The following is a 20,171-nucleotide window of genomic DNA, read 5'->3' on the forward strand; positions in this document are numbered from 1 at the left end:
CCGCGATCGCGATATCTACCTGAAGTGGATGAGCACCGAGGAAATGCTTCCAGCGCCGAGTTGCCGATGCAGGCTGTTTTTCAACCTGCGAGCCTGATCGGTCACCTCCCCACACAGTGCATCCCATGCTGAAGAAGCTGTTTACGTCTTTTCGCTCGCCCCTGCGCCGCGCGCCACGTCCTCGCAGCACGCCCGAAGTGCTGAGCAGCCGTCAACACCCGATCAATCGCAACGAGATCAGCCGTCACGCCATCAGCGTGGTCGAGCGCTTGCAGAAGGCCGGTTATCAGGCCTATCTGGTCGGCGGCTGCGTGCGTGACCTGCTGCTGGACATCGACCCCAAGGACTTCGACGTGGCCACCAGCGCCACGCCCGAGCAGGTGCGCGCCGAGTTTCGCAACGCCCGCGTCATCGGCCGCCGGTTCAAGCTGGTTCATGTGCACTTCGGCCGCGAGATCATCGAAGTGGCCACCTTCCGTGCCAACCACCCGCAAGGCGAGGAAGAGGAGAACAGCAACCAGGCCGCGCGCCACGAAAGCGGGCGCATCCTGCGCGACAACGTCTACGGCACCCTGGAGGACGACGCCCAGCGTCGCGACTTCACCATCAATGCGCTGTACTACGACCCGACGCAGGAGCACATCCTCGATTACGCCCGCGGCATGCATGACGTGCGCAATCACCTGGTACGCCTGATCGGCGATCCGGAACAGCGTTACCTGGAAGACCCGGTGCGCATGCTGCGTGCGGTGCGCTTCGCCGCCAAGCTGGACTTCGACATCGAGAAGCACAGCGCCGCGCCGATCCGCCGCCTGGCCCCGATGCTGCGCGACATCCCGGCAGCGCGTCTGTTCGATGAGGTGCTCAAGCTGTTCCTGGCCGGTTACGCCGAGTACACCTTCGATCTGCTGCTCGAACACGACCTGTTCGCCCAGCTGTTCCCGGCCAGCGGCGAGGCGCTCAAGCGCAATCCCGAGTACACCGAGAAGCTGATCCGCGAAGCGCTGATCAACACCGATGACCGTATCCACGACGGCAAGTCGGTCACCCCGGCCTTCCTCTTCGCCGCCCTGCTCTGGCCAGCCCTGCCGGCCCGTGTGCTGCATCTGCAAAGCAAGGGCATGCCGCCGATTCCGGCGATGCAGGAAGCGGCCCACGAGCTGATCACCGAGCAGTGCCAGCGCATTGCCGTACCCAAGCGCTTCACCATTCCCATCCGCGAAATCTGGGACATGCAGGAGCGCCTGCCGCGACGTAGCGGCAAGCGTGCCGACCTGCTGCTGGAAAACCCGCGCTTTCGCGCAGGTTATGACTTCCTGCTGCTGCGCGAGCGCGCTGGCGAAGACACCGAAGGCCTGGGCGACTGGTGGACCGACTATCAGGAAGCCAGCGACAGCCAGCGTCGGCAGATGATCCGCGATCTGGCCGGCAAACCGGAGGCGGCAGGCAGCGCACCGCGCAAACGCCGCCGCAGCGGCGGCAAACGCAAGCGCGGCGGTGAGAGCAGCGGCGAATGATGGAGCGGGTGTACGTCGGCCTCGGCAGCAATCTCGCCGAGCCGCTGCAGCAGTTGCGCAGCGCCCTCGCCGCGCTCGGTGAGCTGCCGCAAACGGCCCTGGTCGCTCACTCTTCCTTCTATGCCAGCGACCCGCTCGGCCCGCCGGACCAGCCACGCTACGTCAACGCCGTGGCGGCGCTGGATACCGAGCTGCAACCCTGGGAACTGCTCGACGCCCTGCAGCGCATCGAGCAGGAGCAGGGCCGCGTGCGCAAGGCCGAACGCTGGGGGCCGCGCACGCTGGATCTGGATATCCTGCTGTTCGGTGCCAGGCTGATCGACGACGAGCGCCTGTGCGTGCCGCACTACCATATGCACGCCCGCCCCTTCGTGCTCTACCCGCTGGCCGAGCTCGCAGCCGAGCTGCAGCTGCCGGATGGCCGCAGCCTCGCCACCCTCCTTGCCGCCTGCCCCTTTACCGGCCTGGAACGTCTGCCGGAATAGCGCGGCCCACGGTTGCAACACCGCCTCCACCGCGCCCCGTACCGATTCTCCTGCTACCCGACGCCAGCCCGCGCCGGCTCTAGCCCAGGCCGCTTCCGTCTACATTGGCGGTAACGCCAGTAACAGGGCGGTAACACCCGCAATTGACTTCACGCCCCCCCATCAGGACTATAGGCGTCCCGTCGCCCCGCGCCGGGCGCACCTTTATGCCAATCCAGGCCGGATTGCAGCCGGATAGAAGCGGTATACCGAGCCTGAGCGAGGACCCTTGAAATGCCTGACGTTACCCTGACCACACTGCAGAGCCTCAAGCAAGGCGGTGACAAGATCGCGATGCTGACCTGCTACGACGCCACCTTCGCCCGTGCGGCCTGCCAGGCTGGCGTCGATGTGCTGCTGGTCGGCGACTCCCTGGGCATGGTCCTGCAGGGTCACGACAGCACCCTGCCGGTCAGCGTCGAGGAAATGGCCTACCACACTGCCTGCGTGAAACGCGGCAATCAGGGCGCGCTGATCCTGACCGACCTGCCCTTCATGGCCTACGCCACGGCCGAACAAGCCATGAACAACAGCGCCCGGCTGATGCAGGCCGGCGCCCACATGGTCAAGCTGGAAGGCGCCGGCTGGCTGGCCGAACCGATCCGCCTGCTGGCCGAACGCGGTGTGCCGGTCTGCGCGCACCTTGGCCTCACCCCGCAGGCGGTGAACATCCTCGGCGGCTACAAGGTACAGGGCCGCCAGGAAGCCCAGGCGCGGCAGATGCGTGCCGATGCCATGGCCCTGGAACAGGCTGGCGCGGCCATGCTGCTGCTCGAATGCGTGCCCAGCGAGCTGGCGGCGGAAATCACCCAGGCGGTGAAGATTCCGGTGATCGGCATCGGCGCAGGCGCCGCTACCGATGGCCAGGTGCTGGTGCAGCACGACATGCTCGGCCTGTCGCTGTCCGGCCGCGCGCCGAAGTTCGTGCGCAACTTCATGGAGGGCCAGAGCAGCATTCACGGTGCTCTGAGCGCTTACGTCCAGGCGGTCAAGGACGGCAGCTTCCCTGCCGCCGAACACGGGTTCTCCGCATGAATACGGTCAAGACCCTGCGCGAGCTGCGTGCGGCCGTCGCCCAGGCACGTGCCGAGGGCAAACAGATCGGTTTCGTGCCGACCATGGGCAACCTGCATGCCGGTCACGCCTCGTTGGTGCAGATCGCCGCCCAGCGGGCCGACTTCGTGGTCGCCAGCATCTTCGTCAATCCGCTGCAGTTTGGCGCCGGCGAGGACCTGGACAAGTACCCGCGCACCCTCGCCGCCGATCAGGAGAAGCTGCTGGCGGCCGGCTGCCATCTGCTGTTCCACCCCGACGTTGCGGAAATGTACCCGCACGGCATGGGTGATCAGACCCGGGTGACGGTTCCCGGCGTCTCCGAAGGCCTGTGCGGCGCCAGCCGACCCGGCCATTTCGAGGGCGTGGCCACGGTGGTGACCAAGCTGTTCAACATGGTCCAGCCCGATCTGGCCGTGTTCGGCGAGAAGGACTATCAGCAGCTGGCCGTGATACGCGCCCTGGTGCAGGACCTGAACATGCCGATCCAGATCATCGGCGCGCCGACCCAGCGTGCCGAGGACGGCCTGGCGCTGTCCTCGCGCAACGGCTATCTGAGCGCCGAGCAACGCGCCGTCGCCCCGGCGCTGTACCGCAGCCTGCAAAGCATCGCCGAGGCGCTGCACCACGGCGCTCGGGATTATGCCCGGCTGATCGAAACCGCCCAGACGCAGCAGCGCGAGGCCGGCTTCACGCCAGACTACCTGGAGATCCGCAACGCCCTCAACCTGCGTCCGGCTCAGCTCGACGACCGCCACCTGGTGGTGCTCACCGCGGCGCATCTGGGCAGCACCCGCCTGATCGACAACCTTTTGGTTGAACTGGCGGGCCAGTAGCTGCATCCAAAGCCAGGCGGTTAAACTCGCGAGGCCCGGTCGCACCGGGCCTTTTGCTTTCCCGGATCAGGAGTTCCGATGGCCTACTACCAGCAGCCGCACGACATCACTCGCCTGCCCGCCTGGCAAGCCCTGCAGCAACATCGCGCCGAGATGGCCGGCTTCAGCATGCGCGAAGCCTTCGCCGGCGATCCCCGCCGCTTCCAGCGCTTTTCCCTCGACAGCTGCGGCCTGCTGCTGGACTACTCGAAGAACCTGATCACCGAAAAAAGCCTCGAGCTGCTGATTCAGCTGGCGGAACAGGCCGACCTGCACGAGGCCATCGCGGCCCTGTACAACGGCGAGCGGGTCAATGCCTCGGAAGGCCGCGCCGCGCTGCACACGGCGCTGCGCAGCCCCATCGGTCGCCGCCTGCTGGTCGATGGCAATGACATCATCCCCGAGGTGCACCGCGTGCTGAACCAGGTCACCGAACTGGTCAGTCGCATTCACAGCGGTCTGTGGCGTGGCTACAGCGAGAAGCCGATCAAGGAAGTGGTGAACATCGGCATCGGCGGCTCCTTCCTCGGCCCGCAACTGGTCTCCGAGGCGCTACGCCCGTTCACCCAGCGCGGCGTGCGCTGCCACTACCTGGCCAATATCGACGGCAGCGAGTTCCGCGAACTGACCGCCCGCCTCGATCCGGAAACCACCCTGTTCATCGTTTCCAGCAAGTCCTTCGGCACCCTGGAAACCCTCAAGAACACCCTGGCCGCACGCGACTGGTACCTGGCCATGGGCGGCCCGGAAGAACAGTTGCACCGTCACTTCATCGCCGTGACCAGCAACCGCAAGGCGGCCATCGAGTTCGGCATCGGCGAGGAGAACATCTTCCCCATGTGGGACTGGGTCGGCGGCCGCTACTCGCTGTGGTCGGCCATCGGCCTGCCCATCGCCCTGGCCATCGGCGTATCCAACTTCAAGGAGCTACTGGCCGGCGCCTACGCCATGGACGAGCACTTCACCCAGGCACCATTGGCCGAGAACATGCCGGTGCTGATGGCGCTGCTAGGCGTCTGGTACACCAATTTCTGGGGCGCGCAGAGCCACGCGATCCTGCCGTACGACCACTACCTGCGCAATTTCACCAAGCACCTGCAGCAGCTGGACATGGAGTCCAACGGCAAGAGCGTGCGCCAGGACGGCACGCCGCTGGACATCGCCACAGGCCCGATCATCTGGGGCGGCGTCGGCTGCAACGGCCAGCATGCCTACCACCAGCTGCTGCACCAGGGCCGCCTGCTGGTGCCGGCGGACTTCATCGTCCCGGTCAACAGCTACAACCCGCTGTCCGACCATCATCAGTGGCTGTTCGCCAACTGCCTGTCGCAGGCCCAGGCGCTGATGCAGGGCAAGACCCGCGAGGAGGCCGAGGCCGAGCTGCGCGCCAAGGGGCTGAGCGAAGACGAGGTGCAGCGCCTGGCGCCGCACAAGGTGATCCCCGGCAACCGGCCGAGCAACATCCTGGTGATGAACCGCATCGCGCCGTTCAACCTCGGTGCGCTGGTGGCGCTGTACGAGCACAAGGTGTTCGTGCAGAGCGCCATCTGGGGCATCAACGCCTTCGACCAATGGGGCGTGGAACTGGGCAAGGAAATGGGCAAGGAAGTCTACCAGCGCCTCACCGGCGCCAGTGGCGAACCGGCCAGCGACGCCTCCACCCAGGGCCTGATCGAGCACTTCCGTTCGCAGCATCGCGGCTGACCGCCCTGCCGCGGGCGCATGCGTGCGCCTAGCGGCAGAAGCGCTGCCAGTACTCCGCCGGCGTCACCCCCAGGGCCCGGCTGAAGGCATGCCGGAGGTTGTATGCACTTTCGAAACCGCTGCGCTACGGCGGGGCGACCCGTCGTCTGGTCGCCGCGCAGCTGGAACATGCGCCCGCCGGCTCGGTCAATCCTGTCAGGGGGCAAATCGAGTTGCATAGCCCTTGAACCTGCACGGGCTTGGATGCACCCTTGGACCTGTTGCGGACAAACAATTACAAGGACCCCGCCATGTTCGAGATCACCCGTCACCCCGTGGCCGACGCGGTGCGCCAGCGTGCACACCTGGATAACGACGCCTATCTGCGCCTGTACCAGCAGTCCGTCGAGCAACCCGATACCTTCTGGGCCGAGCAGGCCAAGGCCTTCCTCACCTGGTTCAAGCCCTGGGATCAGGTCCACAGCAGCGACCTGAAGCAGGGCCGCGCCGAGTGGTTCAAGGGCGGCCAGCTCAATGTCGCCTACAACTGCATCGACCGCCATCTGCAACAGCGCGGCGAGCAGGTCGCCATCATCTGGGAAGGCGACAACCCGGCCGAGTCGGCGCACATCACCTATAACAAGCTGCACCACAACGTCAGCCGCCTGGCCAACGTGCTCAAACGCCGCGGCGTGAAGAAGGGCGACCGGGTATGCATCTACATGCCGATGGTGCCGGAGGCGGCCTACGCCATGCTGGCCTGCGCACGCATCGGCGCGGTGCATTCGGTGGTATTCGGCGGCTTCTCCCCGGATGCCCTGCGCGATCGCATTCTCGATGCCGACTGCCGCACCGTGATCACCGCCGACGAGGGTGTGCGCGGCGGCAAGTACATCCCATTGAAGAACAACGTCGACAAGGCCCTGCAGAGCTGCCCGAACGTCTCCACCGTGGTGGTGGTCGAGCGCACCCAGGGTGACGTGGCCTGGGTGGAGGGCCGTGACCTCTGGTACCACCAGGCGCTCAAGGAGGTCGATGCCGACTGCCCGGCCGAGCCGATGGATGCCGAAGACCCGCTGTTCATCCTCTACACCTCGGGCTCGACCGGCAAACCCAAGGGCGTGCTGCATACCACTGGCGGCTATCTGCTCGGCGCGGCCATGACCCACAAGTACGTGTTCGACTACCACGAGGGCGACGTCTACTGGTGCACCGCCGATGTCGGCTGGGTCACCGGGCACAGCTACATCGTCTACGGCCCGCTGGCCAACGCCGCCACCACCCTGATGTTCGAGGGCGTGCCCAACTACCCGGATGCCTCGCGCTTCTGGCAGGTGATCGACAAGCACCAGGTCAACACCTTCTACACCGCTCCCACCGCCCTGCGTGCACTGATGCGCGAAGGCGAGGCGCCGGTCAAAGCCACCTCGCGTTCGAGCCTGCGTCTGCTCGGCACGGTGGGCGAGCCGATCAACCCCGAAGCCTGGGAATGGTATTTCCATGTGGTCGGCGACATGCGCTGCCCCATCGTCGACACCTGGTGGCAGACCGAAACCGGCTCCATCCTGATCACCCCGCTGCCCGGCGCCACCGACCTCAAACCCGGCTCGGCGACCCGCCCCTTCTTTGGCGTACAGCCGGTGCTGCTCGATGAGCAGGGCAAGGAGATCGAAGGCCCAGGCGCCGGCGTGCTGGCGATCAAGGCCAGCTGGCCGAGCCAGATTCGCAGCGTCTACGGCGATCACCAGCGCATGGTCGATACCTACTTCAAGCCCTACCCCGGTTACTACTTCACCGGCGACGGCGCGCGCCGCGACGAGGACGGCTACTACTGGATCACCGGCCGTGTCGATGACGTGATCAACGTCTCGGGGCACCGCATCGGCACTGCCGAGGTGGAAAGCGCCCTGGTGCTACACGACGCGGTGGCCGAGGCGGCGGTGGTCGGCTACCCGCATGACGTGAAAGGCCAGGGCATCTACGCCTATGTCACCCTGATGAACGGCCAGGAACCTTCCGACGAGCTGAAGAAGGATCTGCTGGCCCTGGTCGGCAAGGAGATCGGCAGCTTCGCCAAGCCGGAGCTGATCCAGTGGGCGCCGGGCCTGCCCAAGACCCGCTCGGGCAAGATCATGCGGCGCATCCTGCGCAAGATCGCCTGCAACGAGCTGGAGAACATGGGCGACACCTCGACCCTGGCCGACCCCAGCGTGGTCGACAGCCTGATCGATCAGCGCCTCAACCGCTGAGCCCACCGTAGGGTGCGCCGTGCGCACCAGGTCACTCGCCGCAGCGCATGAAGGTGCGCGCGGTGCACCCTGCGGACCTCCGCCTTGCGTCTGCCGAGCCGAGGTTCGACACTGCGCAGCATGGAAAGCCTACGTCGTCAGATCGAAAAACAGGTGCACAGCCTCACCGGCGCCTCGCTGGGCGTGCTCGACCTCGACCAGCCGCGCGGTGATGCCGGCCTGTTCGGCCCCGAGTCGATGGTCTGGGAAGTCCACGCCGACTTTACCGCGATGATGGTCGGCGGCATCTCCGCCCTGCTCCTGCAGATGCTCCATCCGCTGGCTTTGGCCGGCGTGTGGGATCACTCCACCTTTCGCCAGGACATGCTCGGCCGCCTGCGCCGCACCAGCCTGTTCATCGCCGGCACCACCTACGGCGGGCTGCACGATGCCGAACAGCTGATCGACAAGGTGCGCCGCATCCACCTGCAGGTGACCGGCAGCGCGCCGGACGGTCGCCCCTATCGCGCCAGCGATCCCGAGCTGCTGACCTGGGTGCATGTCTCCGAGGTCAGCCAGTTTCTCGCCGGCTACCTGCGCTACGTCGACCCGCAGCTGCCGGTGGCCGAGCAGGATCGCTACTACCGCGAAGTGGCGCTGATCGCCGAACGCCTCGGCGCGCAGGACGTGCCCCAATCGGCTCAGGCCATCGCCGACTATCTGCAGCGCCTGCGCCCGCAACTGCTCTGTGATGAGCGCACCCGCGAAGTGGTGCGACTGCTGTACGCCGCGCCGATGCCGAGCATTCTCGCCAAACCGTTCGGCAACCTGATGCTGCAGGCCGGCGTCGACCTGCTGCCGGACTGGGCCAGCGACCTGCTCGGCGAACAGCAGGCGGCCTGGCGCCGGCCCCTGATCCGCGCCAGCGTGCAACGCACCGCCAACGTGCTGCGCTGGGCCGTGCGCAACAGCGCTGCCCAGCGCGCGCGCCGTCGCCTGCAGCCCTAGGAGGCGTGGCTGGCCGGTCACGGTCAGCCATGCGACCATCAGCCTCTTTCCGGTCATTGTCTGAACCGATTCGAGGACCAGCATATGCAAGACGTCGTCATCGTCGCCGCCACCCGCACCGCCATCGGCAGCTTCCAGGGCAGCCTGGCGGAGATTCCCGCGCCCGAACTCGGCGCCATCGTCATCAAGCGCCTGCTGGAGCAGACCGGCCTCGATGCCGCCCAGGTCGATGAAGTCATCCTCGGCCAGGTGCTCACTGCTGGCTCCGGGCAGAACCCTGCACGCCAGGCCGCCATCCGCGCCGGCCTGCCCCATGCCGTACCGGCCATGACCCTGAACAAGGTCTGCGGCTCGGGCCTCAAGGCCCTGCACCTGGCCACCCAGGCCATTCGCTGCGGCGATGCCGAGGTGATCATCGCCGGCGGCATGGAAAACATGAGCCTGGCACCCTACGTGCTGCCCAAGGCGCGCACCGGCCTGCGCATGGGCCACGCCCAGTTGCAGGACAGCATGATCCTCGACGGCCTGTGGGATGCCTTCAACGATTACCACATGGGCATCACCGCCGAAAATCTGGTGGAGAAATACGGCATCAGCCGTGAAGCCCAGGACGCCTTCTCCGCCGAGTCGCAGCGCAAAGCCGTGGCCGCTATCGAGTCCGGTCGTTTCGACACAGAAATCACCCCGGTACTGATTCCACAGCGCAAGGGCGATCCTGTCGCCTTCGCCCGTGATGAGCAGCCGCGCGCCGGCACCACCGCCGAATCCCTGGCCAAGCTCAAGCCGGCGTTCAAAAAGGACGGCAGCGTCACCGCCGGCAACGCCTCCAGCCTCAACGACGGCGCCGCTGCCGTGCTGCTGATGAGCGCGAGCAAGGCGCAATCGCTGGGCCTGCCGGTGCTGGCGAAGATTGCCGGCTACGCCAATGCCGGCGTCGACCCGGCGATCATGGGTATCGCCCCGGTGTCGGCCACCCGCCGCTGCCTGGACAAGGCCGGCTGGAGCCTGGCCGATCTGGACCTGATCGAAGCCAACGAGGCCTTTGCTGCGCAGGCATTGTCGGTTGGCCAGGAGCTGGGCTGGGATGCCGACAAAGTCAACGTCAACGGCGGCGCCATCGCTCTGGGTCACCCCATTGGCGCCTCGGGCTGCCGCGTGCTGGTGACCCTGCTGCACGAGATGATCCGCCGCGACGCGAAGAAAGGTCTGGCCACCCTGTGCATCGGTGGCGGTCAGGGTGTGGCGCTGGCCATCGAGCGCAATTAAGCAACCCGAACACCGTAGCCCGGATGCAATCCGGGGAGCCCATCCCGGGCTCCCCCCGGATTGCATCCGGGCTACCTCATGGTGCTGAGGCGAGCGGTTTTCTTGATAAACTGCCGGCCTTCCTTTCTCCGAGACGCCGCGCATGCCCTCTCTTGACCAGGCGCTGCGCGCCGCCCTCGACGCCCGCCAGAGTCTTCTGGCCGAACTGCATGCCCAGGGCACCGACTGCTACCGACTGTTCCATGGCAGCCAGGAAGGTGCGCCAGGCCTGACCGTCGACCGCTACGGCCCGCAGCTGCTGGTACAGAGCTTTCATCAGCCGTTGCAGGCAGATGATCTGCACAGCATCACCAGCAGCGTCGAAGCCCATCTAGGGCACCGCCTGCTGCCGGTCTACAACGACCGCTCCCAGGGCAACTCGCGCATCGACCGCGATCCGGCGCTATTTCTGGCCAGCGATGCCGCCCTCGAAGACCAGGTCGGCCACGAGTGGGGGCTGAACTACCGCGTGCGCGGCCGCCATGCCGGGCAGGATCCGCTGCTGTTTCTCGATCTGCGCAACGCCCGCGGCTGGGTCAAGGCCAACAGCGCTGGCAAGTCCGTGCTCAACCTGTTCGCCTACACCTGCGGCGTCGGCCTGTGCGCCGCGGCTGGCGGCGCACGCGAGGTGACCAACCTCGACTTCGCTCAGGGCAACCTGGCCGTGGGTCGCGAGAACGGCGAGCTGAATCCCGAATTGCCGAGCATGCAGTTCATTCAATCCGACTACTTCCCGGCCATCCGTCAGCTGGCCGATCTGCCGATCACCAGCCGCCGCGGGCAGAAGCTGTCGAGCTATCCGCGCCTGCAACCACGCCAGTTCGATCTGGTTTTCCTCGACCCGCCGGCCTGGGCCAAGAGCGCCTTCGGCACGGTCGACCTGCTGCGCGACTACCAGAGCCTGCTCAAACCGGCGCTGCTGGCCACCGCAGAAGGCGGCACCCTGGTGTGCTGCAACAACCTGGCGAAGGTGGCGCTGGAGGACTGGCGCCAGCAGGTGCTGCGCTGCGCGGAGAAACTCGGCCGCCCGGTACGCGACTGCCAGGTGCTGACACCCGCCGCCGATTTCCCATCCACGGACGCCAGGCCGCCGCTGAAAACCCTGATCCTGAGGCTCTAGCCAGGCGCCGCCGGAGAAAAATGCGCGGGGTGCGGCACGCCCGGAACCGAACCGCCGTGCCATACTCCAAGGCATCTCTTCGTCTGGATAGATGACGCCCCGCCATGCCCAAAGGACTGAAGCGCGCGCTGAGCGCCCTGTTGATCACCCTTTTCCTCTACAGCCTGATCGGCTTTCTGATTCTGCCGGGCGTGGCCCTGCGCATCGCCAATCAGCAACTGGCGCAGCTCGCCACGGTGCCCGCGTCGCTGCAGCGACTGCAGCTCAACCCGTTCAGCCTCGAACTCAGCCTCTGGGGCCTGCGCATCGGCGATGCCGAGCAGGAACATCTGGGCTTCCAGCGTCTGTACGCCAATCTCGAGCTGGACAGCCTGTGGAGCGGCGCACTGCACCTGGCGCAGGTGGAACTCGATGGCGCCCGCACCGAGGTGCTGTTCGCCAAGGACGGCACGCTGAACCTGACGCAGCTGTTCCGCCTGCCGGAAAGCTCGGCGCAGAACGAGGACAGCGACAGCGAGCCTTTCCCGCTGCGCATCGACAACCTTCACCTGCGCGAGAAGGCGCTGCACTTCCAGGACCTGCGCCCCAGCGAGCCGGTGGAATTCGCCTACGATGCGCTGGATGTGGAGCTGCACAACCTCAGCACCCTGGCTGGCGACAACGCCAGGATGACGCTCACCGCACGTGGCCCGTACGGCGGGCATGTCGACTGGCAGGGTCAGGTCAGCCTGAGCCCGCTCACCTCCAGCGGCAGCCTGCAGATCACCGACGGCCGCCTGCGCGCCTTCTGGCCCTACGTGCGCGACGCCCTGCCGCTGGTGCTCAAGGAGGGTGAGGTCGATCTCAGCAGCGACTACCGACTGGACCTGTCCAAGGGCACCGAACTGCAGCTGAGCAAGATCAAGGTGCAGTTGGCCCCCTTCGCCATCGACGATCCGTCGGGCAAGCCGCTGGTACGCCTGCAACGCCTGGATATCGACAACAGCAGCCTCGATCTGGCCAAACAACAGGTGGTGATCGGCCAGGTACGCAGCCAGGGCCTGGAGGCCTGGGCGGCACGTGAGGCCGACGGCCAGCTGGACTGGCAGAAGCTGTTCGCCAAACCCGACGCCGCCGAGAGCGAAGCGCCCAAGCCCGCGGCGTCGCCCGGCGAGAGCAAGCCCTGGCAGGTGCTGCTGCAGGATGTACAGCTGCGTGACTACAAGGCCCACCTGGCCGACCGCGTACCGCAGCAGGAAGTGGCCGTGGATGTCGGCCCGCTGAACCTCGACCTGAAGAACTTCGACAGCCTCGGCGACAAGCCTTTCGAGCTCAGGCTCGATAGCGGCCTGGGCAGGCAGGGCAAATTGCAGGCGTCGGGTACGGTGCAACTGAGCCCGACCAGCGCACAGCTCAAGGTCGCCACCCAGGACATCGACCTGCGCCTGGCGCAGGCCTATCTGAGCCCCTTCATTCGCCTCGAACTGCGCAGCGGCCTGCTCGGCAGCGACCTCGACGTGCAGCTCAAGAGCACCGAGCCCTTGGCGCTCAGCGTCAGCGGCAACGCCAGGGTCGATCAGCTGCACACCCTCGATACCCTGCGCGAACGCGATTTCGTGCGCTGGAAGCAGGTGCGAGTCAACGGTCTCGACTATCGACATGGCCAAAGTCTGGCCATCGAACGCGTCGAACTGGATCAGCCCTATGCGCGCTTCGTGATCAACGAGAACCTGACCACCAACGTCAGCGAACTGATCGTGCCGCAACCGGCGACACCGAACGAGAGCAAGGCGGATGCCGGCAAGCCTTTGGCGATCCGCATCGGCGGCGTGGCCATCAATGACGGCTCGGCCAACTTCGCCGACTTCAGCCTGACGCCCAGCTTCGCCACCGCCATTCAGCAGATGAACGGGCGCATCGGCGTGCTCGACAACCAGAAGCCGCAAGCGGCCAGCGTGGACATCCAGGGCAAGGTGGACCGCTACGCGCCGATGAGCATCAAGGGCAAGCTGACGCCTTTCGATCCGCTCAACAGCCTGGATATCGCCACCAGCTTCAAGAACGTCGAGCTGACCACCATCACCCCCTATTCCGGCAAGTTCGCCGGCTACCGCATCCGCAAGGGTCGTCTCAACCTGGACCTGCACTACCGTATCGAGAAGGGCCAGCTCAACGCCGAGAACAAGGTGCTGGTGGAAAACCTGCAGTTGGGCGAGCGAGTCGACAGCCCGGACGCGGTCGATCTGCCGATTCGCCTGGCGGTCGCCCTGCTCAAGGACACCCAGGGCCGCATATCCATCGAACTGCCGGTACAGGGCGACCTCAACAACCCCGAATTCAGCGTCATGCCCATCGTCTGGCAGACGCTGCGCAACCTCGTGCTGCGCGCCGCGCAGGCGCCGTTCAAGTTCATCGCCGGCCTGGTTGGCGGCAGCGACGTCGACCTCAGCACCGTGCCCTTCTCGGCCGGCTCGGCGCAGTTGGAAGGCGACGCCCGCCAGGCCCTCGACACCCTGGCCAAGGCGCTGCAGGAGCGCCCGAATCTGCGTCTGGAGGTGGAAGGCCAGAGCGCACAGGGCGCCGACGGCCCGCTGCTGGCCGAACAGCGCCTGCAACGCGAATTCCGCGAGGGCTGGTACAAGGTGCTGCAGCGCCGTGGCGACAAGGTTCCGGCCAGCCCCGACGAACTGGAAGTGGGCGAAGACGAGCAGGCCGCCCTGCTCGAAGGCATCTACCGTACTCGCCTCAAGCAGCAGCCGCCGGCCGAGTGGGCCGCGCTCGACGAAAAGCTGCGCGCGCAGAACATGCGCGAGGCGGTGCTGGACTCCTGGGCGCAGAGCAAGCTGCTGCTGCGCCAACTGGCTCAGCAACGCGCTGCAACCATCAAGGATTACCTGGTCGAGCAGGGTGGGCTGTACGATGAGCGCATCTACCTGATCGACGTCAACCTGGGTGAGCCCGAAGCCGATGGGCGCGTACTCACCGCTCTGCATCTGGACAGCCAATGAACATGCGCAGCCTGCTCGTCATTCCATTCGCAGCCCTGTTCAGCACGGCTCTGTGGGCCGACACCCTGCGCTGCGGCAGCCAGCTGGTCAGCCTGGGGGATCGCAAGTTCGAGGTCGAGCGCAAATGCGGCGCCCCCATGCACCAGGATCCCATCGGTTATACGCTGGGCTCCTACGATCGCCGCGAGTTCATGATCGAAGAGTGGGTCTACGGCCCGAGCAACGGCATGCTCAGCATCCTGCGCTTCGAGGGCAATCGCCTGGTCGCCATCGAGCGGCGGCGCGAACGCTGAGCGGGAGAATCCCATGCGCAAACTGAACTACCTGATGTTGCTGCTGTGCCTGCCGCTGGCGGCCCAGGCATCCTCTACCTATCGCTGCGGCAGCGCCCTGGTCAGCAAGACGGCGCCCACCAGCGAAGTGCTGAGCAAGTGTGGAGAGCCTTCCAGCCGCGACTTTCTCGGCTACAAGGAGGTGGTCGATGCCTATGGTTTCCGTAACGAGGTAAACGTCGAGGAATGGGTATACGGGCCGAACAACGGCATGTACCACTTCCTGCGTTTCGAGGGGGGCAGGCTCAGCGAGATACGAAGCAAGCGCGGCTCATGAGCCCCGCCCCGCATGCCCGGCCACAAAAACCAAGGCCCCGCCGGTCACACCGGCGGGGCCTTTGAGCATCCATGCCTTGGCTATCCATGCTGATCGGCGTCCGTACCTGCAGCCATCCGTGCTGGTGCGGCATCCCTACCAGGCTATCCGAGCTCAGAGCTTGTCGCTGAAATCGCGCAGCTCTTGCTGGGCCTTTTCCTTGGTCCAGCCATAGCGTTCCTGCAGCTTGCCGGCGAGATAGTCGCTGTGACCGTCGGCGACGTTCAGATCGTCGTCGGTGAGGTTGCCCCAGCGCTCCTTGATGCGGCCACTGAGCTGCTTCCATTTACCTTTGATGATGTCGCTGTTCATGGTCTTTCTCCCGGTGACGGGGAAGCGGCCGGCGTGAGCCGGCCACTTCGTTGATTAGTCAGCCGCTTTCAGGGCATCGGCGGAAACGTCACGCACGCCTTCGATTTCCTTGGCCTTGGCGATGGCCAGGTCGCGCTCGGCATCGGTGGCAACCGTACCGGACAGGGACACCACGCCCTGGTTGGTCTCGACCTTGATGTCCAGCCCGCTCAGATTCTGGTCAGCGATGAAGGTCGACTTCACCTTGCTGGTGATCCAGGTATCGGAGACCGCTTGCCCGGCACTGTCCATAGTGTCGTTGGCTGCGAGCATGGTCGGCTGGGCAAGCGCGGCCGAGGCGAGCGGCAGGCTCAGTACGGCGGCGGTCAGAGTGGCAGCGGCAAAACGGTTGATTGGCTGTTTCATGGATTGGACTCCTGTACTTTCCAGACAATCTGCAAGCCAGCTCCTGGCTGCAGGTTCACCAGTACTATCGCAAGCGCTGTGCCAGTTTCCGGAAAAGGAATAAATCCTTATAAATCAGCAATTTATAGATATGGCAAAACCGGCTTTTGATTGCATTTCGCCGAGTTGGGGAAAATCTCCCGGGCAATTTGCATGATTTATTCGGTACTACCGTACCTGAATGCGAACACCGGGTGACGAATCGCCTGGGCAATGGATCCCGAGCACCTCGGCAAGACAGACCGCATGCCACTGCCGCTTCGGTAATAGGCGAACACAAGCAGCGCCAGGCCTGGCGATCAGGCACAAAAAAGGGCTCCCGCAGGAGCCCTTCTCGTTCGAACCGGCGAACCGTGCTTAGACCCCGGAGGCCTCGGCAGCAGCTACGTCCTTGATCGACAGTTTGATACGGCCGCGGTTGTCCACGTCCAGTACCAGTACCTTCACTTCCTGACCTTCCTTCAGTACGTCGGTGACCTTCTCCACGCGCTGATCGCTCAGCATGGAGATGTGCACCAGACCGTCCTTGCCCGGCAGGATGTTGACGAAGGCGCCGAAGTCGACGATGCGCTCGACCTTGCCGACGTAGATCTTGCCGATCTCGGCTTCGGCGGTGATGGCCAGCACGCGCTGCTTGGCAGCCTCGGCGGCATCCTTGGTTTCGCCGAAGATCTTGATCGAGCCGTCGTCTTCGATGTCGATCGAAGCCTTGGTCTCTTCGCAGATCGCGCGGATGGTGGCACCACCCTTGCCGATGACGTCGCGGATCTTGTCCTGATCGATCTTCATCGCCAGCATGGTCGGCGCGTTGGCCGACAGCTCGGTGCGCGACTGGGAAATGACCTGGTTCATCTGACCGAGGATGTTCAGGCGAGCTTCCAGCGCCTGCTCCAGGGCCTGCTCCATGATCTCTTCGGTGATGCCCTGGATCTTGATGTCCATCTGCAGCGCGGTGACGCCCTTGGCGGTACCGGCTACCTTGAAGTCCATGTCGCCCAGGTGGTCTTCGTCACCGAGGATGTCGGTCAGAACGGCGAATTTCTCGCCCTCCAGCACCAGACCCATGGCGATACCGGCAACCGGCGCCTTCATCGGCACGCCGGCGTCCATCAGGGCCAGGGAGGCACCGCAGACCGAAGCCATGGAGGAAGAACCGTTGGACTCGGTGATCTCCGACACCACGCGGATGGTGTACGGGAACTCGTCGTCCTTCGGCAGCATGGCGGCAACGCCACGACGGGCCAGACGGCCGTGGCCGATTTCGCGGCGACCGGCGCCACCCATGCGGCCACACTCACCGACCGAGAACGGCGGGAAGTTGTAGTGCAGCATGAAGGGGTCTTTCTTCTCGCCTTCCAGGGTGTCGAGCAGCTGCGCGTCGCGGGCGGTGCCGAGGGTGGCGACGACCAGAGCCTGGGTTTCGCCACGGGTGAACAGAGCCGAGCCGTGGGTCTTGTCCAGTACGCCGACTTCGATCTTCAGCGGGCGTACGGTGCGGGTGTCGCGACCGTCGATACGCGGCTTGCCGTCGACGATGTTCTGGCGCACGGTGCGGTACTCGATCTCACCGAAAGCGGCCTTGACCTCGTCGGCAGCGAACTTGCCTTCGCCTTCGCCGGCCAGGGCAGCGATGACCTGCTCACGCAGCTCGTCCAGACGGTTGTAGCGGTCCTGCTTGATGGTGATGGTGTAGGCCTGGCTGATGGCCTCGCCGAACTGGCTGCGGATGGCGTCCAGCAGCGGGGTATTGGCGGCCGGAGCCTGCCAGTTCCAGGTCGGCTTGCCAGCTTCGGCAGCGAATTCCTTGACGGCCTGGATCACGGCCTGGAATTCCTGGTGGGCGAACAGCACGGCGCCGAGCATCTGGTCTTCGGTCAGCTCGTCAGCTTCGGACTCCACCATCAGCACGGCGGTCTCGGTACCGGCGACGACCATGTCCAGGCTGGAGGCCTTGAGCTGCTCGTAGTTCGGGTTCAGCAGGTAGCCGGTGTCCGGGTGGAAGGCCACGCGGGCGGCACCGATCGGGCCGTTGAACGGGATGCCGGAAACGGCCAGGGCAGCGGAGGTACCGATCATCGAAGCGATGTCCGGATCGGTCTTCTTGCTGGTGGAAACGACGGTGCAGACGACCTGCACTTCGTTCATGAAACCTTCGGGGAACAGCGGGCGGATCGGACGGTCGATCAGGCGCGAGGTCAGGGTTTCCTTCTCGCTCGGACGGCCTTCACGCTTGAAGAAACCGCCAGGAATCTTGCCGGCAGCGTAGGTCTTTTCCTGGTAGTGCACGGACAGCGGGAAGAAGCCCTTGCTCGGGTCGGCGGTCTTGGCACCGACCACGGTGACCAGCACGGTGACGTCGTTGTCGACGGTCACCAGCACGGCACCGCTGGCCTGACGGGCGATGCGGCCGGTCTCGAGGGTTACGGTCGATTGACCGAACTTGAACTGTTTGATTACCGGGTTCACGGTGTTTTCCTTCTCTTTGTTGCCTTTGGGGGAAATCTGAAAGCGGCATGGGAGTCGGACCCGATGCATCCTTCGAAAAGCCAAAAGCTGGAAGCCCGCAGCCGCACTCCGGGGTAAGCCCCGAGGTGCCGCTGCGAACTTCCAGCTTCCAACTTGTGCAGCTCGCGTCTATTAACGACGCAGGCCCAGGCGACCGATCAGGGCGCTGTAACGAGTGGTGTCCTTGCCCTTCAGGTAGTCCAGCAGCTTACGACGCTGGTTAACCATACGGATCAGACCACGACGGCTGTGGTGGTCCTTACCGTTGGCCTTGAAGTGGCCTTGCAGCTTGTTGATGTTGGCGGTCAGCAGGGCTACCTGCACTTCCGGGCTACCGGTGTCGCCTTCAGCTTGCTTGTACTCGTTTACGATCTGGGCTTTTTCTTCAACGCTGAGTGCCATGTTGGCTTCCTCTCATCTGGAAACTGCCGAAGCAGTCTCAATAGGCCGGGAATCGCTTCCCGTGTTTTAAAAAGAGGCATGACCGTGCCTACTAACAGCCACCCTCGCAATCCCGACGCTGGTATCGCCAGCCTCAGGTTTCGACCTCTCGGCCGAACCGTTCGGTGCTACGCACCGGTAGAATCCGTCCGGGCCTTGAGGCCCGTGTCTCCACCCGTGCTACGCACCGGTATAAATCAATCGACGCGGGGCAATGCGCCCGTCGTCGCTCACTTCACCGATGCCGATGAAGCGACCATTGTGATCCTGCACGCGCACCATGCCGAACTTCGGCGCTTCCGGTGCCCGTACCGGTTGCCCCTGCAACCAGTAGAACGCGCTGTGCTCGGAAAACTGCAGCAGCGGCCAGTCCAGCAAACCGCTGTCGACCGGCTGCAGGAAGCGATCGAGCGCTTCGCTGCCACCTTCGGCGTGCACCGCCTCCAGCTCTTCCAGGGTCACGGTACGCGCCAGCTCGAAGGGACCGGCCTTGGTTCGACGCAGCTCGGCGACGTGTGCGCCACAACCGAGCAATTGGCCGAGGTCCTCGACCAGGGTACGAATGTAGGTCCCCTTGCTGCAGTCCACGGACAGACGCGCCTGCTCGCCTTCGAGGGCCAGCAATTCCAAGCGCGCAATAGTAACAGAACGCGCTTCGCGCTCCACTACTTCGCCTGCACGGGCCAGCTTGTACAGCGGCTGGCCGTCCTTCTTCAGGGCCGAATACATTGGAGGTATCTGTTTGATTTCTCCACGAAAACGCGGCAACAGGGCCTCGATTTCAGGGCGACCAACGGTCACCGGGCGTCGCTCGAGCACCTCACCTTCGGCGTCGCCGGTGGTGGTGGTCACGCCCAGTTGCGCCACGGTCTCGTAGCCCTTGTCGGCATCGAGCAGGTACTGGGAAAACTTGGTCGCCTCGCCGAAACACAGCGGCAGCACGCCGGTTGCCAGCGGATCGAGGCTGCCGGTATGCCCGGCCTTCTCTGCATTGAGCAGCCAGCGCACCTTCTGCAGGGCCGCGTTGGAGGTAAAGCCGCGCGGCTTGTCGAGCAGGATGATGCCGTCGACCTTGCGGCGAATACGTTTGACCTGCGCCACGCTCAACCCTCGCTGCCGTCCTGGTGCTTGCGGTCTTCCGCCACCGCACGCTCGATCAGCGCCGACAGCTCGGCGCCACGGCGGATGCTGGCGTCGTAGTGGAAGTGCAGCTGGGGGATGGTGCGCACCTTCATCGACTTGCCCAGCAGCATGCGCAGATAACCGGCCGCCTCGCCGAGAATCTCCAGGTTGAGCTTGATCTGCTCGGCATCGTCGTCCTTGCCCATCACGGTGATGAACACCTTGGCGTGGGACAGATCGCGGCTCACGTCGACCGCAGTGATGGTTACCAGACCCAGGCGCGGGTCCTTGATCTCGCGCTGGATCAGCACTGCCAGCTCGCGCTGCATCTGATCACCGATACGCTGGGTACGGCTGTAATCTTTGGCCATTTCTTACTTACCTTTCCTTCGCCCGCAT

General features: G+C 65.0%; 18 protein-coding genes. 12 read left to right on the plus strand and 6 right to left on the minus strand.

Annotated elements, in window-relative coordinates; translation table 11 throughout:
• Positions 1-125: 125 nt before the first annotated feature.
• From L1F06_RS20035 to L1F06_RS20090, 12 genes are all read left to right on the plus strand, one after another.
• The gene (locus L1F06_RS20035) at positions 126-1,517 is read left to right on the plus strand and encodes a polynucleotide adenylyltransferase PcnB (protein WP_129481810.1); all 1,392 of its coding nucleotides are present in this window, start codon (positions 126-128) and stop codon (positions 1,515-1,517) included.
• Positions 1,514-2,002: a 2-amino-4-hydroxy-6-hydroxymethyldihydropteridine diphosphokinase gene (folK, locus tag L1F06_RS20040; protein WP_129481811.1), complete on the plus strand. Its 489-nt coding sequence runs from the start codon at positions 1,514-1,516 to the stop codon at positions 2,000-2,002. The genes L1F06_RS20035 and folK overlap by 4 nt, the downstream gene beginning before the upstream one ends.
• Before the next feature lie 273 nt (positions 2,003-2,275).
• Positions 2,276-3,076 carry a 3-methyl-2-oxobutanoate hydroxymethyltransferase gene (panB, locus tag L1F06_RS20045; RefSeq protein WP_003244641.1) on the plus strand — a complete coding sequence of 267 codons (801 nt, stop codon included), beginning with the start codon at positions 2,276-2,278 and terminating at the stop codon, positions 3,074-3,076.
• A complete protein-coding gene (gene panC, locus L1F06_RS20050; protein WP_129481812.1) occupies positions 3,073-3,930 on the plus strand; it encodes a pantoate--beta-alanine ligase in 858 nt (285 codons plus the stop codon). The genes panB and panC overlap by 4 nt, the downstream gene beginning before the upstream one ends.
• A 78-nt stretch (positions 3,931-4,008) precedes the next feature.
• Complete coding sequence (gene pgi, locus L1F06_RS20055; protein WP_003244639.1) at positions 4,009-5,673, plus strand: glucose-6-phosphate isomerase; 1,665 nt, start codon at positions 4,009-4,011, stop codon at positions 5,671-5,673.
• 290 nt (positions 5,674-5,963) lie between these two features.
• Positions 5,964-7,901, plus strand: coding sequence for an acetate--CoA ligase (acs, locus tag L1F06_RS20060; protein ID WP_012019570.1), 1,938 nt, complete (start codon positions 5,964-5,966; stop codon positions 7,899-7,901).
• A 120-nt stretch (positions 7,902-8,021) separates the two neighbouring features.
• The gene (locus L1F06_RS20065) at positions 8,022-8,888 is read left to right on the plus strand and encodes an oxygenase MpaB family protein (protein ID WP_129481813.1); all 867 of its coding nucleotides are present in this window, start codon (positions 8,022-8,024) and stop codon (positions 8,886-8,888) included.
• 84 nt (positions 8,889-8,972) lie between these two features.
• Positions 8,973-10,154: an acetyl-CoA C-acetyltransferase gene (locus L1F06_RS20070; protein WP_252576689.1), complete on the plus strand. Its 1,182-nt coding sequence runs from the start codon at positions 8,973-8,975 to the stop codon at positions 10,152-10,154.
• A gap of 142 nt (positions 10,155-10,296) precedes the next feature.
• The gene (locus tag L1F06_RS20075; RefSeq protein ID WP_129484209.1) at positions 10,297-11,313 is read left to right on the plus strand and encodes a class I SAM-dependent rRNA methyltransferase; all 1,017 of its coding nucleotides are present in this window, start codon (positions 10,297-10,299) and stop codon (positions 11,311-11,313) included.
• Between the two features lie 104 nt (positions 11,314-11,417).
• Positions 11,418-14,300, plus strand: a complete 2,883-nt coding sequence (locus tag L1F06_RS20080; protein ID WP_129484208.1) for a DUF748 domain-containing protein — start codon at positions 11,418-11,420, stop codon at positions 14,298-14,300.
• Positions 14,297-14,593 carry a DUF2845 domain-containing protein gene (locus L1F06_RS20085; RefSeq protein WP_129484207.1) on the plus strand — a complete coding sequence of 99 codons (297 nt, stop codon included), beginning with the start codon at positions 14,297-14,299 and terminating at the stop codon, positions 14,591-14,593. The genes L1F06_RS20080 and L1F06_RS20085 overlap by 4 nt, the downstream gene beginning before the upstream one ends.
• Positions 14,594-14,606: 13 nt before the next feature.
• Positions 14,607-14,909, plus strand: a complete 303-nt coding sequence (locus L1F06_RS20090) for a DUF2845 domain-containing protein (protein WP_129484206.1) — start codon at positions 14,607-14,609, stop codon at positions 14,907-14,909.
• 153 nt (positions 14,910-15,062) lie between these two features.
• Here L1F06_RS20090 and L1F06_RS20095 read toward each other — a convergent pair whose 3' ends face one another.
• From L1F06_RS20095 to rbfA, 6 genes are all read right to left on the minus strand, one after another.
• Positions 15,063-15,260 (minus strand): CsbD family protein, encoded by a 198-nt coding sequence (locus L1F06_RS20095; RefSeq protein ID WP_003240584.1) that lies wholly within the window; start codon positions 15,258-15,260, stop codon positions 15,063-15,065.
• Between the two features lie 54 nt (positions 15,261-15,314).
• Entirely contained in the window at positions 15,315-15,665 is a 351-nt protein-coding gene (locus tag L1F06_RS20100; protein WP_003240582.1) for a BON domain-containing protein, read from the minus strand.
• Between the two features lie 396 nt (positions 15,666-16,061).
• Entirely contained in the window at positions 16,062-18,170 is a 2,109-nt protein-coding gene (gene pnp / locus L1F06_RS20105; RefSeq protein ID WP_003240580.1) for a polyribonucleotide nucleotidyltransferase, read from the minus strand.
• Positions 18,171-18,341: 171 nt separating this feature from the next.
• Positions 18,342-18,611, minus strand: a complete 270-nt coding sequence (gene rpsO / locus L1F06_RS20110; protein ID WP_003240577.1) for a 30S ribosomal protein S15 — start codon at positions 18,609-18,611, stop codon at positions 18,342-18,344.
• A gap of 219 nt (positions 18,612-18,830) precedes the next feature.
• Positions 18,831-19,751: a tRNA pseudouridine(55) synthase TruB gene (gene truB / locus L1F06_RS20115; RefSeq protein WP_129484205.1), complete on the minus strand. Its 921-nt coding sequence runs from the start codon at positions 19,749-19,751 to the stop codon at positions 18,831-18,833.
• Positions 19,752-19,753: 2 nt separating this feature from the next.
• Positions 19,754-20,143, minus strand: a complete 390-nt coding sequence (gene rbfA / locus L1F06_RS20120) for a 30S ribosome-binding factor RbfA (protein ID WP_003240572.1) — start codon at positions 20,141-20,143, stop codon at positions 19,754-19,756.
• Positions 20,144-20,171 lie beyond the last annotated feature (28 nt).

The sequence above is a fragment of the Pseudomonas hydrolytica genome, assembly GCF_021495345.1.
In the GTDB taxonomy this organism is placed as follows: Bacteria; Pseudomonadota; Gammaproteobacteria; order Pseudomonadales; family Pseudomonadaceae; genus Aquipseudomonas; species Aquipseudomonas hydrolytica.

Bases quoted from the DNA above. Each gene is read 5' to 3' on its own strand.
- L1F06_RS20035 (WP_129481810.1), top strand. From the start codon at position 126: ATGCTGAAGAAGCTGTTTACGTCTTTTCGCTCGCCCCTGCGCCGCGCG.
- folK (WP_129481811.1), top strand. From the start codon at position 1,514: ATGATGGAGCGGGTGTACGTCGGCCTCGGCAGCAATCTCGCCGAGCCG.
- panB (WP_003244641.1), top strand. From the start codon at position 2,276: ATGCCTGACGTTACCCTGACCACACTGCAGAGCCTCAAGCAAGGCGGT.
- panC (WP_129481812.1), top strand. From the start codon at position 3,073: ATGAATACGGTCAAGACCCTGCGCGAGCTGCGTGCGGCCGTCGCCCAG.
- pgi (WP_003244639.1), top strand. From the start codon at position 4,009: ATGGCCTACTACCAGCAGCCGCACGACATCACTCGCCTGCCCGCCTGG.
- acs (WP_012019570.1), top strand. From the start codon at position 5,964: ATGTTCGAGATCACCCGTCACCCCGTGGCCGACGCGGTGCGCCAGCGT.
- L1F06_RS20065 (WP_129481813.1), top strand. From the start codon at position 8,022: ATGGAAAGCCTACGTCGTCAGATCGAAAAACAGGTGCACAGCCTCACC.
- L1F06_RS20070 (WP_252576689.1), top strand. From the start codon at position 8,973: ATGCAAGACGTCGTCATCGTCGCCGCCACCCGCACCGCCATCGGCAGC.
- L1F06_RS20075 (WP_129484209.1), top strand. From the start codon at position 10,297: ATGCCCTCTCTTGACCAGGCGCTGCGCGCCGCCCTCGACGCCCGCCAG.
- L1F06_RS20080 (WP_129484208.1), top strand. From the start codon at position 11,418: ATGCCCAAAGGACTGAAGCGCGCGCTGAGCGCCCTGTTGATCACCCTT.
- L1F06_RS20085 (WP_129484207.1), top strand. From the start codon at position 14,297: ATGAACATGCGCAGCCTGCTCGTCATTCCATTCGCAGCCCTGTTCAGC.
- L1F06_RS20090 (WP_129484206.1), top strand. From the start codon at position 14,607: ATGCGCAAACTGAACTACCTGATGTTGCTGCTGTGCCTGCCGCTGGCG.
- L1F06_RS20095 (WP_003240584.1), bottom strand. From the start codon at position 15,260: ATGAACAGCGACATCATCAAAGGTAAATGGAAGCAGCTCAGTGGCCGC.
- L1F06_RS20100 (WP_003240582.1), bottom strand. From the start codon at position 15,665: ATGAAACAGCCAATCAACCGTTTTGCCGCTGCCACTCTGACCGCCGCC.
- rpsO (WP_003240577.1), bottom strand. From the start codon at position 18,611: ATGGCACTCAGCGTTGAAGAAAAAGCCCAGATCGTAAACGAGTACAAG.
- rbfA (WP_003240572.1), bottom strand. From the start codon at position 20,143: ATGGCCAAAGATTACAGCCGTACCCAGCGTATCGGTGATCAGATGCAG.